Genomic DNA, 15696 nt, shown 5'->3' on the forward strand with positions numbered 1-15696 from the left:
CCTTTCAATAGGATCTGCGGTTGTGCGGAGTGACGACGTCATCGCGGATCGTTACCGGCTCGTGGAGCTGGTCGGATCCGGTGGCATGGGAATTGTCTGGCTTGCGGACGACCTGCGGAGCAACCGCCAGGTCGCGCTCAAGCGCCCGCACGTCACGGCCCCCGGTGTCCGGTCAGGTCTCGAGCGTGAGGCGGAGATCGCCCAGCGGGTCGTGCATCCGGGCGTCGTCAAGGTGTTCGGTGTCGCGGGTGACACGGACGACTGCTGGCTGGTCATGGAGTACTTTCCCGGTGACAGCCTTGCGGGCCAACGGCTTGCGCCGCCGCGTGAGGTCGCCGCGATCGGGGCCCAGGTCGCCGGGGCGCTCGCGGCCGCCCACGCCGCCGACGTCGTGCACCGTGATGTCACACCCGGCAACATCATGGTCGACGCGGACGGGGTCGTGAAGGTCACCGACTTCGGCATCTCCGCGTGGCGCGCCGCCACGATCACCATTTCCGGCAAGGTTTCCGGGACCCCCGCGTACGTCTCGCCCGAGGTCGCGAACGGTAACGCGGCCACCGCCTCGTCCGACGTCTTCTCGCTCGGCGCGACGCTGTTCGCCCTGGTCGAGGGTGAACCTCCCTTCGGGACAGGTGATGCGGACGCCGTGCTGAGTCGCGTTCGGACCGGTCGCGTTGACATCGCGGCCAGGGCCGGTGCGCTGAGACCGGTGCTCGACGCGCTCCTCCAGCGCGACCCGGACGCGCGGCCGACCGCCGCGCAGGCCAAGGGAATGCTCGAGAAGGTCGCGTCTGGACAGTCGGTGCCCTGCTGGCCCGGCGTGCGGAGTCGACCGAGCGTGGTGCTGGTCGCGGCGGCCGTGATCGCCGTCGTCGCGGTCCTCGTGCTCGGGTTGGTCCGGCCGTGGGAGTCGGAGACCGCCGGGCCCGTACGCACGGCGCTCGGCGACCCGAGGAGCGCCGACCCCTGCTCGGTCGCCGACGCCGACGTGCTTGGCCGGTTCGGTGAGGCCAAGATGGACCCCAACTACGGTGGCCTCAACCGTTGTGACGTGCTGATCGCGGTGGCCGGCGACGACGAGATCGACGTTGTGTTCGAGTTCGGCGAGGCGGTGACCGAGGCGCCGACCAGCGAGCCGTCGACGGTGACGCGGCACGCGCCCGAACGGAACGACGACGGCTGCGACATCGCGCTCACGCTCGCTGACCAGGCGGTGCTGGAGGTCGTCGCCAAGTCCTATGACGACGTCGACACCGACTTCTGCCAGGTGGCGGACGTGGCCGCCGATCACGCGGAGAGCGTGTTGTCCCAGCACGAGCAGGTCCCGCGCCGGCCGCCGCTCGACCCGAGGTCGCTCGCCAACGTCGACGCGTGCGGGCTGCTCGGCGCCGCCGATCTCGCCGCCGTGCCCGCCTACGCGGGCGTCACACCACAGCCTGGTTTCGCGGACTGGAGCTGCCGGTGGCAGTCGCCGCGGGGTGCCCTTCGGGTGATCTTCGACCGCAACGACCTGGAGGACGCCGCGCGGGGCACCGAACTCGCGCTGTCCGGCCGGGACGTCCACGTCGAGCCGGAGGGCTACGGCGACTTCACCTGTGCCGCCAAGGTTTCCCACCTGCGCTACCAGGACGACTTCGGCGACACGCGCACGGAGTTGGCGCTGGTGGTGGCCGAGGGCGGGGTCGCGATGACCGAGCTGTGCGGGGTCGTGCGGACCTTCGCCGTCCCCATCGCGGCACGGCTGCCCCAGCTGTGAGGCAATAATGGCCGGGTGGGCGCGAAGATCAGGAATTACCAACCGGGCGAGGAGCGGGCGCTGTACGACATCTGCCTGCTGACGGGGGACAGCGGTGTGGATGCCAGCGGTCTCTACCAGGACCCGGCACTGCTCGGCGAGGTGTACGTCGGCCCGTACCTGCGGTTCGCGCCGGACCATGCGCTGGTCGGCGTCGACGACGAGGGCGTCGCGGGGTACGTGCTGGGCGTGCCGGACACGGTCGCGTTCGAGGCGACGTGCGAACGGTCGTGGTGGCCGGACCTGCGTGCGCGCTACCCGCTGGACAGCTTCCCGCCGGACAGCCCGGACGGCCGGATCGTGCGGCTGATCCACAACCCGCCGGTGGCGAGCCCGGACGTGGTCGAACGCTATCCGGCGCACCTGCACATCGACCTGCTGCCTCGCCTCCAGGGACAAGGTGCCGGCCGCCGCCTGCTGACCGCGTTGCTGGACGGTCTGGCGGCAGCCGGCGCACCGGGCATCCACCTGGGTGTGAGCACGGCCAACCAACGCGCGATCGGCTTCTACCGGCGAATGGGTTTCACCGAGGTGCAGACCTACACCCATTCACTCGTCATGGCTCGCGCGCTCTAGATGTGTGGCCCCGGATGTCCTGAAGGGCACCCGCAGGGTGCCGCGTCGCGAACGACGCGTTGGGGACGTGGCCGGTGTCCTGAAAGACGCGATCGGGACGTTCAACGACACGAGCGCGTCCTTCGGGACACCGCCCGCAGCGTGAACACGCCATTCGTGCTGCCGGGTGCGCGGCCGGCACGCTGGAGCGGTGTGGTGAAGGACGCCTTCCTCACACAGCTACCGGCCCAAGTCGCCACCGGCCCCGTGACCTCAGGCGGTTTCGGGGCGCGGAGTGCCCGAAACCGCACAGCGAGTCCACCGGGCCGCACCCTGAGCCATCAAGACCATCGGTGGATCCGGGTTCAACGACACGAAAGCGTCGCCGATGGCACAAACACGCCGTTCGCAGCGCCGAGCTTCGCCCGCCGGATCCACAGAACCACGCGCGGGCAGCATGATCATCGGTGGATCTGGGCTCAACGTCTTCAGGGGCACCCCTGGGACGTCGGCCACCAGCGCTAGGCGTTCGCACGGTGGAGGCGTTCGGTTGCCTGTGCGCGGACGGCGTCGAGGGAGACCGGGGCGGTGCCGTGCAGTGCTTCCCAGCGGGCGTTGTGTGCCGCCGTCCACAGGCTGGACGCCCACGCGATCTCCTGTTCCTCTTCGGTGAACGGGCGCCCGCGGTATTCCTGGTAAGCCGCCAGGAACGCGTCGGAGCTCTCGATCGGGGCGAGGGTCGTCGGTGAGGCGTTGGCGAACGTCGCGCTCGCCGCACCCGCCAGCGCCGACTCTGGTTGCCACGCCAGGCTGTCCCAGTCGTGCACGACCCACACGTCCCCGTTCTGCCAGCGGAGGTTCTGCGCTTCGTAGTCGCCGTGACCCAGCACGCACGGCAGGTCGGCGGCCAGCAGCCGCTTGCGTGCCCGGTAGGCCGCGTCGACGACATATTCGGGCACGAGGCTCTGGTCCTTCTCGTCGAGGAACCCGATCGCTGGCCACAACCCGGGATCCGTGTGGCCCCACCGTATCCAGCGCGGGTTCGGCAGCGGCGGCGCGACGGTCACCTCGGCCAGTTCGGCCATCAGCCGGGCGAACACGCCCGCGTACCGCACTGCGACGTCCGGCGAGTCGCCGCGCAGCAGTTCACCGCCGGGAAGGGACTCCTCAGCGTGCACGGCCAGCGCACCGACGCGAACCACAGGCGTGACCGGCCGGGCGCACGGAAACCCCCGCTCCGCCAACCGGACCTGCGCGGCAACACACGACGCGGCCCGGCCGTCGTCCTCGCGCGCCTTCACCACGACGTCTCGCCCACCCGCCAACCGCAGCCCGAACACCGCCGATATCGACCGCCGTTCGAACAGCACACCGACCGGCTCGTCGCCCAACTGGTCCACACACCACCCGGGCAGCCAGTCCGGCAGGTCGTCCATCAGATCCCCAGGAGTGTTGCCAGCCGGTCGGTGTGGGTGTCGGCGTCGCCGAAGGACAGTGCCGCGCTCATGGCGTGGCGGGTGTAGTGGTGGAGGTCGTGTTCGGCGGTGAAGCCTATTGCGCCGTGGACCTGGTGGGCCAGTGCGCACACGCGTTCGTACGCCTCGCTCACCCAGGACTTCGCCACCGACACCTCCGTGGCCGCCTCTCTGCCCTGGTCCAGGTGCCAGATCGCCTCGTACGCGATGAAGCGGGCGCCCAGCACGTCCATCGCCATGTTGGCGCAATGGTGTTGTACTGCCTGGAAAGTGCCGATCGGTTTGCCGAACTGTTCCCGGGTCTTCGCGTACTCGACCGTCATGTCCAGCACCGCCTGTGCGCCGCCCACCATCTCCGCGCACGTGGCCGCCGCGCCGAACGACTCGATCGACTCCACCGACGCCGGCAGCGGTTGGCCGGTCGGCGAGGTGAACTCCACCCGGTACGTGGGTGCTGGGCCCACCACCTCCACCGGAGTGCACGAGACCTCGTCCGTCACCACGACACCGGAAGGACCTGCCACCAGCAGGCGGTCCGCCTCGGCCGCCCACGGGACCAGGGCGCCCGAGAACGGCACGTACGCGCACACCGCGCCTTCGCGGATCTCGTCCAACAAGGACGGTGCGACCATCCCGCAGACCACTGTGGACAGATGCGGGGTCACCACCCTGGCGCGGCCCATCTCCTCGATCAGCAGGCATGCCTCCAGGAAGCCGAAGTCCTCGAACGGCAGCACCTGCCAGCCGAGTCCGGTGATCTCCTTCCACACGTCCTCGCCCGCGCGGCCGGTCAGGAACTCGCGGGCCGTGCGTTGGACCAGCGCCTGGTCCTCGGTCAGCGTCAGGTCCATCAGCGCCGCCGGCCCGGGATCTTGTCCGAGCGCACCCACACGCCCGGTCGTTCCTCCCAGAACAGCTGCACCAGCACGCCGCCCGTGTGTTTCGGGTGGATGAAGACGTGCCGCCAGCGAGCGCCGTCCGTCACACCCTCCTCCTCGTCGAACAGCGGTATCCCGTGGAAGTGCGCGGCATCGGTGACCGCCTCCCACGACGACACCTGGAACGTCACGTGGTGGGCGGCCGGGCCGTTGCGGGACAGGAACTTCTCGATGAACGAGTCCTCGCCACGAGGCTGGATCACCTCCCAGCAGATGCTCGACCCCGGCACGTTCAACACCAGGTCCGCCATGTCCGGGTGCTCGTCGTCCGCGGTGCGCCACACCTCGACCAACCCCAGCAGGCTGGTGTACCAGTCGGCCAGCTCGTCGCGGTCCGGGAAAGCCTGGCAGATGTGGTCCAGGTCCGTCACGCCAAGGGTAGGTCCGTCCACAGTGGATGACGGCACCGGGACCGCGGCCTCGTCGCCCGTCATGGTCAGCGTGCCCGGGCCGCGCAGGCGGAACAGGACGCCGGGACCGTGTGTGGGTGGCGACAGCGACGCCTCCACCCACCTGCCCGGCACCCCGTCCGTGATCTTGATGCCATGGCTGTCCATTTCGGACATCGCGGCATCCAGGTCGGGGACCTCGAGGCCCACATGATGCAGGCCGGGCCGGCCGCCGTGGTCGTCCAGCCACGTCTGGAGCGGGCCCGCGCCGGCAGGAGCCAGTACCTGCCAGACATGACCGCCGGGCACCTCCAGGCTGGCGCCGCGCACCCCAGCACCCTGGTTGTCCCACCGGTGTGTCAGCCGGAAGCCGAACACCTTCTGCAGCAACGTGACCTGCGGCTCCAGAGCCGGCACCGCCTGCGCGACATGGTCTACTCGATAAATCTGCACGGCAGCCTCTCAGCTCGGGTGGGGCTCGATCCAGTCGTACTCGTTGTCCACCAGTTCCTTGACCAGCCGCAGGTTGTAGCGGTTCATGGCGGCGATCCGCTCGGCGAGCGCGGCCACGCGCTTGTCGAACTCCTCGGCCGGGAACACGTCGTTCACCAGTCCCAGCGACAGTGCCCGCGCGGCGTCCAGCTGGATGCCCGTGAACAGCATCTCCTTCGCCCTCGCCTTGCCGATGCGGCGCGGCAGCCGCTTCACCCCGCCCCACCCCGGCGCGGAGCCGCCGACCTCGGGCTGGTCCGGGTCCTCGCCGCCGTTCATGTACTTGGGTTGGTACGGCGGCCGCGCCGACAGCGTGATCTCGACCAGGCCCATCTTCGCGTTGTCCGAGCAGACGATGAAGTCCGCGGCGAGCGCCAGTTCCAGCCCGCCGCCGACCGCGTAGCCGTGCACCGCCGCGATCACCGGCACGGACAGCCGCTCGATCATCGCGAACGTCTTCTCACCGAGCCTGCCCTGCTCGACGCGTTCCTTCTTCGTCAGCCCTTCTGACCACGAGAGGTCCATGCCGGCGCAGAAAGCGCGGTCACCAGCGCCCCGCAGCACCGCGACATGCACGTTCTCGTCGTCGTCCAGCTCCGTGCACACCTGGCGCAGCTCCCGCATCGACGCCGGGGTCAGCGCGTTCAGCTTCGCCGGTCGGTTCAGCGTGAGCCACGCGATACGGTCTTCGACACGTACGTCCAGGGTTTCGTAGGTCATGCGTTCCTTTCCTTTGGTAGTCCGAGTCCTCTGGTTGCGATGACGTTGCGCTGGATTTCCGTGGTGCCGCCGAGGAAAGTGGCCGCCACGGAGTCCAGTCGCAGGTGGGTGAACGCCGCGCCGAGTGGCGCGTCGTCGCGTTGCCACAGTTCCGCGAGCCGGCCGAACGCCTTCGCGCCGGTGCGGGCGAGTCGCTGGTGCAGTTCCGAGCCGAACAGGTGGTTCACCGACGCCTCGTAACCCGGTTCCGGCACCGACGCGGAGTAGCGTGCCAGGTTGTACAGCACGCGGATCTCCGCGTACCGCCGTGCGATCTCCAGTCGGAGGCCCTCGGTGTTCGGTCGCACGGTCGCGCTGCTCTCCGGCGACTTCAGATACTCGACCAATGTGGACAGCGCCTGCTCGAACTTGACGGTGGCACCGATACCGGCCCGTTCGAAGCTGAGCGCGGCCATCGCCACGTACCAGCCGCGGTTCTCGTCGCCGACGCGGTTCGCGACCGGGACACGGGCATCGTCGAAGAACACCTCCGCGAACGGTGTGTCACCGCGGATGTCGGTGATCGGCCGGACCGTCACCCCCGGTGTTTCCTTGTCCACCAGCAGGAACGTGATGCCCTTGTGCTTCTGCGCCGAAGGGTCGGTGCGCACCAGTACGAACAGCCAGTCGGCCTGGACGCCGAGCGAGGTCCACACCTTCTGCCCGTTGACCACGTAGTGATCACCGTCCAGCACCGCTCTCGTACGCAGAGATGCCAGGTCCGAGCCGGCGCCCGGTTCGGAGAACCCCTGTGCCCACGTGGTTTCGCCGCGCGCGATCCTCGGCAGGTGGAACGCCTTCTGCTCGGCCGTGCCGTACGTGAGCAGTGTGGGACCGAGCAGGAACGCGCCGATGCCGTTCACCGTCGGCACACGCGCCCGCATCATCTCCTCCTGCAGGATGAACTCCTGCTTCGTCGACAGGGCCGCGCCGCCGTACTCGACCGGCCAGTGTGGAGTGATCCACCCGCGTTCGGCCAGTGCCGCCGCCCAGCGTCGCGCACCGTCCCGCCGGGCCGGGTCGGAGGAGAGCCGGTCGGCGGCCCAGTTGTAGCCCCAGACGTCCTCGGGTTCGAGGCTGTGCTCGGCATCCGGGTCGGGGACGTAGGTGTCGGGGAAGTGGGCGGCGACGAATTCGCGGACTTCGGTGCGGAACGCGGCCTCTTCGGGAGTGTCCTCCCAGTTCATGCGCGGTTCTCCTAGTTCGCGGCGGCCTCACTGGCCGGGGCGGGCACTGGACGGATGGTGAGCGTGGTCGGCGACACTCCGCCACTCTCTCTGTCCCACGTTCCTGCCGTGATCCCATGGTCGCCCTGCGCACGCAGCTTGTACTTCGCCACCTTGTCGGTCGGGGTGCGGGGGAGCGCGTCCAGGAACTCGAGGTAGCGCGGCACCATGAACCTCGGCAGTCGCTCCAGGCAGAACTCCACCAGTTCCTCCGGGGCCAGCGACATGCCGGGGCGCAGCACGACCGCCAGCTTCACGTCCTCGTCCTCCAGTTCGGACGGGACGCCGATCGCCGCGCATTCGAGCACCGCCGGATGGGTGTTGATCTCGCACTCGAGGTCGAACGCCGAGATGTTCTCGCCGCGGCGGCGAATCGAGTCCTTCATCCGGTCCAGGAAGTAGAAGTAGCCGTCCTCGTCGCGCCAGACCCGGTCACCGGTGTGGAACCAGAGGTTGCGGAAGACGTCGGCCGTCGCCTCCGGTGTGCCGTAGTAACCGGTGGTGAGCACGTACGGCTGCTTCGGTCGCAGCACCAGCTCGCCGGGCTCGCCGGCGACGAGCTGGCGGTCGTGCTCGTCCACCACCGCCGCGTCGAACCGTTCCGAATGGACGGTGCCGCAGGAGCCGACCCGCCACTCGCCGTACGGACTGCCCGTCGCGATCCCGGCTTCCGTCGACGTGTACGTCTCCACCGAACGCACGCCGAACCGCGTACGCAACGGTTCGTCCAACGCGGACTTACCCATGTAGAACATCTCGAGTGGATGGTCGTGGTCTCGTGGCGACGGCGGCGCGCTCATCAGGATCGGGATCATCGAGAACACGCTCATCGCGACCTGCGCCCCGAAGTACCGCACGTCGTCCCAGAAACGGGACGCGCTGAACTTCTCGACCACCGCGATCGAGGCACCCGACAGCAGTGCCGAGAACACCCCGTCCCACAACCCCGCCGCGTGGAACAGGGGTAGCGGGCAGTACGTCGTCTTTCCCCACCGGTCAAGGAAGTTCAGCGAGTCGTACGCGCAGGTCAGTGCGAGCGCGTGGGAGACCATCGCGCCCTTGGACGGGCCCGTGGTCCCGGACGTGTACATGATCGCCTGCAGGTCGGAGAACACCACACCGGCGCGGGGTTCGGCGGCGTCCCTGCCACGCAGGCTCGAGAAGGTGACCGCGCGGTCGGGCAGCGCGGACGCGTCGCCGCGCACGACGATCCGCGCGAGGCCGGGCAGCCGGTCGACCGGAAGCCGGTCGACGTACTCGGCGTCGACGACCAGCGCCGTCGAGTCCGAGCTGAACAGTACGTGTCTGAGCACCTCGCCGCGGTGCGCCGTGTTGACCGGCACCGCGACCGCGCCGAGCCGCGCCAGCGCGAAGATCACCGACACCAGCTCGGGGCAGTTCGGCAGCATCACGGCCACGTGCTCGCCCTTGCTGATGCCGAGACCGATCAACCCCTGTGCCACCCGGTTGGCCTCGGCGTCGATGTCGCGGTACGTGAGCTCGCCGTCACGGAATCTGAGGAAGATTTCGGTCCCATGGCTCTCCGCGCGGGACCGCAGGACGTCGCCGAGAACGAGGTTTTCCACGAGCCCATCCGAACACGATCGCTTCGCAGATGCACAAACATCGGATGTATGCGCGTACATTCCGCTTTGGATGATCCAGATAACCCTATGATCACGCTTACGTCGGATGTGTGTCGCCGCCAGAACGCAATAGGGTTACCTGCGGGGACGGCAACGGGACTCCGACGGACTGACGGAAGGACTGCCTTGCGGCTCATGCGGGTGGGCGCCCTCGGCGCCGAACGGCCGATCGTGCTCGACGACAATGACAGCGCATACAGCCTGTCGGGGCTGACCAGCGACATCGACGGCGCTTTCCTGGGCGGCGGCGGTATCACGCGGGTCGCCGAAGCGCTCGCCGCAGGCCAGCTTCCTCCGGACAGCATCGACGGCGAGCGGATCGGCGCGCCGATCACCCGCCCACCCGCCGTGGTCTGCGTCGGGATGAACTACGCAGCACACGCCGCCGAGTCAGGTGCGGCACCGCCGGAGCGGCCGGTGATCTTCTTCAAACATCCGAACACTGTGGTCGGCCCGAACGACGACGTGCTCCTGCCCCGAGGTGCGGAGAAGGTCGACTGGGAGGTCGAGCTGGGTGTGGTGATCGGTAAACGCGCTCGCTACCTGGACTCACCGGACGAGGCGCTCGACCACGTCGCCGGCTACGTGCTGTCCAACGACGTCTCGGAGCGGGCTCTACAGCTGGAGATGTCCGGCGGCCAGTGGTCCAAGGGCAAGTGCTGCGAGACGTTCAACCCGCTTGGCCCGTGGCTCGTGCCCGCGGACGAGATCGCCGACCCGCAGGCGCTCGGCCTGCGCTCGTGGGTCAACGGCGAGGCCCGGCAGGACTCGAGCACCTCGGACATGCTGTTCAGCGTCGCCACGCTGATCCACGACCTGTCCCAGTACATGGTGCTGGAGCCGGGTGACCTCGTGAACACCGGAACGCCGCAGGGGGTCGCGCTCTCGGGCCGCTTCCCATACCTTTCGGTCGATGACGTGATGGAGATCGAGATCGACGGGCTCGGCCGGCAGCGCCAGGTGCTCGTCAAGCCGTAGGGAGCTCAGGTGGGTACCCGGGTCGCGCTGTTCGCCACGTGTCTCACCGACACGTTCTTCCCGGACACCGCGCGTGCGGTGGTCCGTTTGCTGGAGCGGCTCGGCTGCGAGGTCGACTTCCCGCCGGCGCAGACCTGCTGCGGTCAGATGCACTACAACACCGGATACCGGGCACACGCGACCAAGCTCGCGAAACGGCACGCGAAGGCGTTCGACGGCTACGACGCCGTGGTCGCGCCGTCCGGCTCGTGCGCCGGGATGGTGCGCGAGGTGTACCCGGACCTGCACCGAAGTGCCGCCGCGGTGGCGGTACGCACCTACGAGCTGTCCGAGTTCCTCGTCGACGTGCTCGGCGTCACCGACGTCGGCGCGTACTTCCCGCACCGGGTCACCTACCACCCGACCTGCCACTCGCTGCGCATGCTCGGCGTGGATGACCGGCCTCTACGGTTGTTGAGGGCGGTGCGTGGACTGGACCTCGTCGAACTGGCGGCCGCCGACTCGTGCTGCGGGTTCGGTGGCACGTTCGCGCTCAAGAACGCCGAGACCTCGACCGCGATGCTCGCCGACAAGATGACCCACGTCCTCGAGACGCGGGCGCAGGTCGTGACGGCCGGCGACAACTCGTGTCTCATGCACATCGGTGGCGGACTGTCCCGGCTGCGGACCGGCGTGCGGGCGCTGCACCTCGCGGAGATCCTGGCGAGCACGGAGGAGGAGCCATGGGCCGCAACCCCGTGACGTGGCTGGGCAGCCCGACGTTCCCGACGGCTGCCCGGGACGCGCTCGCCGACGTCCAGCTGCGCGGCAACCTCGCGCACGCCACCAGCACGATCCGCACGAAGCGGGCGGCCGCGGTGGCGGAACTGCCGGACTGGCAACGACTTCGGCGTGCCGGCGAGGCGATCAAGGACGACGTGCTGTCCAACTTGGACGTCTATCTGACACAGTTGGAGGAGTCGGTCACCGCACGTGGCGGCGTCGTGCACTGGGCCAGGGACGCTGCCGAGGCCAACGAGATCGTGCTGAACCTCGTCCGGGAGAAGGGCGCCGACGAGGTGGTCAAGGTGAAATCCATGGCCACCGCGGAGATCGGCCTCAACGAGGCACTCGAGGCAGGCGGCGTCGACGCCATCGAAACGGACCTCGCCGAGCTGATCGTGCAGCTCGGCGACGACCGGCCCTCACACATCCTCGTGCCCGCGATCCACCGGAACCGTTCGGAGATCAGGGACATCTTCCGCCGGACGATGCCGGGCGCTCCCGCCGACCTGTCCGACCGGCCACGTGAGCTTGCCGAGGCGGCGCGGAGCCACCTGCGGCGCAAGTTCCTCTCCGCGAAGGTGGCGATCTCGGGCGCGAACTTCGCGGTCGCGGACACGGGTTCCGTCGTCGTGGTGGAGTCCGAGGGCAACGGGCGGATGTGCCTCACCCTGCCCGAGACGCTGATCACCGTGATGGGCATCGAGAAACTCGTGCCGACGTGGGCCGACCTCGAGGTGTTCCTGCAGCTGCTCCCGCGTTCGTCCACAGCGGAACGGATGAACCCGTACACGTCGGTGTGGACGGGCGTCACGCCGGGCGACGGTCCACGCGAGTTCCACCTGGTACTGCTGGACAACGGCCGTACGAAGACACTCGCCGACCGGGTCGGTCGGCAGGCGCTGCGCTGCATCCGGTGCTCGGCGTGCCTCAACGTGTGCCCCGTGTACGAGCGGACCGGCGGCCAGGCGTACGGCTCGGTGTACCCGGGCCCGATCGGCGCGATCCTCACCCCACAACTCGGCGCCGGCACAGACGATCCGGAGACGGCCGCGTTGCTCAAGTCGCTGCCGTTCGCGTCCTCGTTGTGCGGCGCCTGTTACGAGGTGTGCCCGGTGCGCATCGACATCCCGGCCGTGCTGGTTCACCTGCGGGGCAAGGCGAACGAGAATGCGCATACACCGGAGGCGGTCGCGATGGCGGCGACGTCGTGGGTGATGGCGTCCCCGTCGCGGTTCCGGCTGGCGCAGAAGGCGGCGACAGTACTGCGGCTCCTCGCCAGGGGAGGCCAGGTGAAGCGACTGCCGTGGCCGGGTTCCAAGTGGACGGACTCGCGGGACCTGCCGGCACCGGCGAAGGAGACGTTCTCGGCGTGGTGGCGGAGGACTCGTGGCTTACGGTAACGCGCGGTCCGAGATGCTCGGCCGGATCAGGAAGGCGTTGGCCGACCGACCCGGCCCGGTCACCGTGCCGCGCGACTACGACAAGACCCGCGACCTGGGCGACGTACTGACGTTGTTCGAGAAGCAGGTCGCCGACTACCGCGCGGTGGTGCGTCGCGTGCGGGAACAGGACCTGGCGGCGGAGATCGAGTCCTCACTGACCGCCCGCAGGGTGCGGGTCATGGTCTCCCCAGCCGACCTGCCGTCGTGGTGGCGGGTCGGCGAGGTCGTGTGGTCGCTCGACGCGCCGATGTCACCCCTGTCGAACGCGGCACTGGATCGGGCGGACGGCGTGCTCACCGGCTGCGCGGTCGCGATCGCGCAGACCGGCACGATCGTCCTCGACGCCAGCCACGCCCAGGGCCGGCGGGTGCTGACGCTGCTGCCCGACTACCACCTGTGCGTCGTGCACGCCGACCAGGTCGTGGGCACTGTCCCGGAAGCCCTTGCCCGCCTGGAGTCGACCCGCCCGCTCACCTTCATCTCGGGCCCGTCCGCGACGAGCGACATCGAGCTGGACCGGGTGGAGGGCGTGCACGGCCCACGCAACCTCGAAGTGCTCATCGTGACCTGAACGCCTTGACCAGCACGCCGGCTCCGATCAGCATCGCGCCGACGAACGTGATGACGAACCAGAGGCCCTGGGGGGCGAACAGGGTGGGGAACGTGTAGTTGACGAGGGCACGTGCGGCGAGCCAAGCGGCTGCCGGCACCCAGATCACGTAGATCAGAACCACGCCGGGCTCGTTCAGATCGACGAACTCGAAGGAGATCCCGAGGCCGTAGCACACGGTCAAACCGACGATCAACCACCAGGGAAGGTCCGGACCGCCGCCCAGCGTCGGCACCAGCCACCAGCCGAGCAACGCCAGTCCGGCACAGACCACGATGACGCCGAGCAGGCCGCTCAGCCCGCTCCTGGACGAGAAACGACGGGACCGTCCGACCACGGGTGGTTGGGTCGGATACGGCATGCCGGGGCGGTGAGGCTGAGATGCCGGATCTTGCCGGCCGGGCCGGGTATGCGGGCCTTGTTGGGGAAAGGTTGGCGGTGGGTAGGTCTCGCGCTCGGAGAAGACCGGCGGCTGTGGTGCGGTCCTACGCTCGTGAATGGGCCGTGTGTCCGACCGGTGGTCGGAAAAGGGCGCGACCGGCCCCTGGTCCGGAAAGGGCGGGAACCGCGCGGCTTCCGTCGCGGCCACGTCGCGAGGCGGGGTGGCCGGCGCGGAACCCGGGGCGTCGCGGCGGGAGTTGGCCCGGATCGTGAGGACCAGCGCCGTCAACCCGGCCGCCGCCCCCACGATCGAGGCCACTTTGTCCGCTGTGTCAAGCCAGTCCGCCACGCCACACCTCCCGCCGTATTCTGTCGTCAGGCGGGCACGATGCGCTACCGCGGACTCACAACGACAGTCCGATGACCGTCTCGGGCACCACCCGCACCCGCACGCGCTTCACCCCCGGCGGGTCGGCGGGTGGGTCCTCGCCCACGTACTTGTGCGACAGCCGGCGGCCCACCTCGCGGGTCGGGTCGTCGATGACCTCGGCCTTGCCGCGGATCTCGACCGTCCGGTACGGATTGGCCGAGTCGATCACGGTCACGCTCACTCGGGGATCCCGCACGATGTTGCGGGTCTTCTTCCTGGCGGTCGTACTGGAGAAGACCACGGCGTCGCCCTCCAGCCCGACCCAGATGACCGAGGTCTGTGGGGAGCCGTCGGGGTTCACGGTGGCCAGCACGGCGAAGTTCGCGCCGTCGACCAGTTGTCTCGTCGTGTCGTCAAGGGTCACCAACTCATGATCGACCTGTGCGGATATCGGTGGAAGGTGCACAATCGTGATCGGATCAATCTAGCCACGGCGTGAGACAAGCTCTGGATTCCGCGATCCGCTTCGGGTATACATCGGATGTCTGTTCGATGTTGAGAGAAGGGGAACGCGGCTGATGGCGCGCATCACGGGCATGGATGTGCTCGACATCCGGTTCCCCACGTCCCGTGAGCTCGACGGCTCGGACGCGATGAACCCCGATCCCGACTACTCCGCCGCCTACGTCGTCCTGCGAACCGACGACGGGCCCGAAGGGTACGGGCTCGCGTTCACCATCGGCCGTGGCAACGACGTCCAGGCCGCCGCCATCGCCGCCCTGGACCACATCGTGGTCGGCCGGCGCGTGCCCGAGACGGCCGCCGAGCTGGCCGCGCTCAACAAGGACCTGGTCGGCGACTCCCAGCTGCGCTGGCTCGGCCCGGAGAAGGGCGTCGTCCACATGGCGATCGGCGCGGTCGTCAATGCCGCGTGGGACCTGGCCGCCCGCCGTGCCGATCGTCCACTGTGGAAGTTCCTGTCGGAGATGACGCCGGAGGAACTGGTCGCCCAGGTCGACTTCCGCTACCTCTCCGACGCGCTCACCGAGCAGGAAGCCCTGGAAATACTGGGCAAGCCTGGTCGGCAGGAGCGGATCGCGCACATCGAGGCCCACGGCTACCCCGCCTACAGCACCGGCGCGGGCTGGCTCGGCTACTCCGACGAGAAGATGGTCCGCCTCGCCGAACAGGCCGTAGCCGACGGGTTCGAGATGCTCAAGCTGAAGGTCGGCGGCGATCTCGACGACGACATCCGGCGCATGGCGCTGGCCCGTGAGGCCGTCGGCCCGGACATCCGGCTGGCCGTCGACGCCAACCAGCGTTGGGACGTCGAGCCCGCGATCAAGTGGATGCAGGCGCTTGCTCGCTTCGACCCGTACTGGATCGAGGAGCCGACCTCGCCGGACGACATCCTCGCCCACCGCGCCATCGCCGAGGCCATCGCCCCGATCCGCGTCGCCACCGGCGAGCACGTCCAGAACCGGGTCATGTTCAAGCAGTTCCTGCAGGCCGGCGCGCTGTCCGTGCTGCAGATCGACGCGGCCAGGGTCGGCGGGGTCAACGAGAACATCGCGATCCTGTTGCTGGCCGCGAAGTTCGGGGTGCCGGTGTGCCCGCACGCGGGTGGCGTCGGCCTGTGCGAGCTGGTCCGCCACCTGTCGATGTTCGACTACGTCGCCGTGTCCGGCACCGAGGAGGACCGCGCGATCGAATGGGTGGATCAGCTGCACGAGCACTTCACCGACCCCGCTATCGTGCAGGACGGACGCTACCTCGCGCCCACGGCCCCGGGCTTCTCCGCGCGGATCCACGACGAGGCGCTCGCCCGGTACGCCTTCCCGGACGGTCCTGAGTGGAGGAATGCGTGAGCGG

General features: G+C 69.0%; 15 protein-coding genes. 7 read left to right on the forward strand and 8 right to left on the reverse strand.

Annotation, left to right across the window (positions count from 1 at the left end; genetic code table 11):
* Positions 1–22 precede the first annotated feature (22 nt).
* Complete coding sequence (locus tag VF106_RS24860; protein WP_330842230.1) at positions 23–1759, forward strand: serine/threonine-protein kinase; 1737 nt, start codon at positions 23–25, stop codon at positions 1757–1759.
* 15 nt (positions 1760–1774) lie between these two features.
* Positions 1775–2374 carry a GNAT family N-acetyltransferase gene (locus VF106_RS24865; RefSeq protein WP_330842231.1) on the forward strand — a complete coding sequence of 200 codons (600 nt, stop codon included), beginning with the start codon at positions 1775–1777 and terminating at the stop codon, positions 2372–2374.
* 500 nt (positions 2375–2874) lie between these two features.
* On the opposite strand, the gene VF106_RS24870 is transcribed toward VF106_RS24865, so the two are convergent.
* From VF106_RS24870 to VF106_RS24895, 6 genes are read right to left on the reverse strand one after another with little or no spacing between them, the layout of a single operon-like run.
* Complete coding sequence (locus VF106_RS24870; protein ID WP_330842232.1) at positions 2875–3789, reverse strand: phosphotransferase; 915 nt, start codon at positions 3787–3789, stop codon at positions 2875–2877.
* Complete coding sequence (locus VF106_RS24875; protein WP_330842233.1) at positions 3789–4718, reverse strand: acyl-CoA dehydrogenase family protein; 930 nt, start codon at positions 4716–4718, stop codon at positions 3789–3791. The genes VF106_RS24870 and VF106_RS24875 overlap by 1 nt, the downstream gene beginning before the upstream one ends.
* Positions 4679–5608 (reverse strand): VOC family protein, encoded by a 930-nt coding sequence (locus VF106_RS24880; RefSeq protein WP_330842234.1) that lies wholly within the window; start codon positions 5606–5608, stop codon positions 4679–4681. The genes VF106_RS24875 and VF106_RS24880 overlap by 40 nt, the downstream gene beginning before the upstream one ends.
* Positions 5609–5617: 9 nt before the next feature.
* Entirely contained in the window at positions 5618–6367 is a 750-nt protein-coding gene (locus tag VF106_RS24885) for an enoyl-CoA hydratase/isomerase family protein (RefSeq protein ID WP_330842235.1), read from the reverse strand.
* Complete coding sequence (locus tag VF106_RS24890; protein ID WP_330842236.1) at positions 6364–7593, reverse strand: acyl-CoA dehydrogenase family protein; 1230 nt, start codon at positions 7591–7593, stop codon at positions 6364–6366. The genes VF106_RS24885 and VF106_RS24890 overlap by 4 nt, the downstream gene beginning before the upstream one ends.
* Before the next feature lie 11 nt (positions 7594–7604).
* A complete protein-coding gene (locus VF106_RS24895; protein WP_330842237.1) occupies positions 7605–9218 on the reverse strand; it encodes an AMP-binding protein in 1614 nt (537 codons plus the stop codon).
* A gap of 195 nt (positions 9219–9413) precedes the next feature.
* Here VF106_RS24895 and VF106_RS24900 point away from each other — a divergent pair, with 195 nt between their 5' ends.
* Genes VF106_RS24900 through VF106_RS24915 form a run of 4 tightly spaced genes read left to right on the forward strand, consistent with a single transcriptional unit; the run spans position 9414 to position 13034 of the window.
* Positions 9414–10256, forward strand: coding sequence for a fumarylacetoacetate hydrolase family protein (locus VF106_RS24900; protein WP_414639055.1), 843 nt, complete (start codon positions 9414–9416; stop codon positions 10254–10256).
* 9 nt (positions 10257–10265) lie between these two features.
* On the forward strand, positions 10266–10997 hold the full coding sequence (locus VF106_RS24905) for a (Fe-S)-binding protein (RefSeq protein WP_330842239.1): 732 nt from the start codon (positions 10266–10268) through the stop codon (positions 10995–10997).
* Positions 10979–12421, forward strand: a complete 1443-nt coding sequence (locus tag VF106_RS24910) for a LutB/LldF family L-lactate oxidation iron-sulfur protein (protein ID WP_330842240.1) — start codon at positions 10979–10981, stop codon at positions 12419–12421. Before VF106_RS24905 ends, VF106_RS24910 begins: the two co-directional genes overlap by 19 nt.
* Positions 12422–12434: 13 nt before the next feature.
* Positions 12435–13034 carry a LutC/YkgG family protein gene (locus VF106_RS24915; RefSeq protein WP_330842302.1) on the forward strand — a complete coding sequence of 200 codons (600 nt, stop codon included), beginning with the start codon at positions 12435–12437 and terminating at the stop codon, positions 13032–13034.
* Here VF106_RS24915 and VF106_RS24920 read toward each other — a convergent pair.
* Entirely contained in the window at positions 13021–13434 is a 414-nt protein-coding gene (locus tag VF106_RS24920) for a hypothetical protein (protein WP_330842241.1), read from the reverse strand. The genes VF106_RS24915 and VF106_RS24920 overlap by 14 nt on opposite strands.
* A gap of 424 nt (positions 13435–13858) precedes the next feature.
* Complete coding sequence (locus VF106_RS24925; RefSeq protein ID WP_330842242.1) at positions 13859–14248, reverse strand: PPOX class F420-dependent oxidoreductase; 390 nt, start codon at positions 14246–14248, stop codon at positions 13859–13861.
* 154 nt (positions 14249–14402) lie between these two features.
* On the opposite strand from VF106_RS24925, the gene VF106_RS24930 reads away from it, so the two are divergent.
* Positions 14403–15692, forward strand: coding sequence for an enolase C-terminal domain-like protein (locus VF106_RS24930; RefSeq protein ID WP_330842243.1), 1290 nt, complete (start codon positions 14403–14405; stop codon positions 15690–15692).
* The last annotated feature ends 4 nt before the right edge of the window (positions 15693–15696 follow it).

The sequence above is a fragment of the Actinophytocola sp. genome, assembly GCF_036378875.1.
GTDB lineage: Bacteria > Actinomycetota > Actinomycetes > Mycobacteriales > Pseudonocardiaceae > Actinophytocola.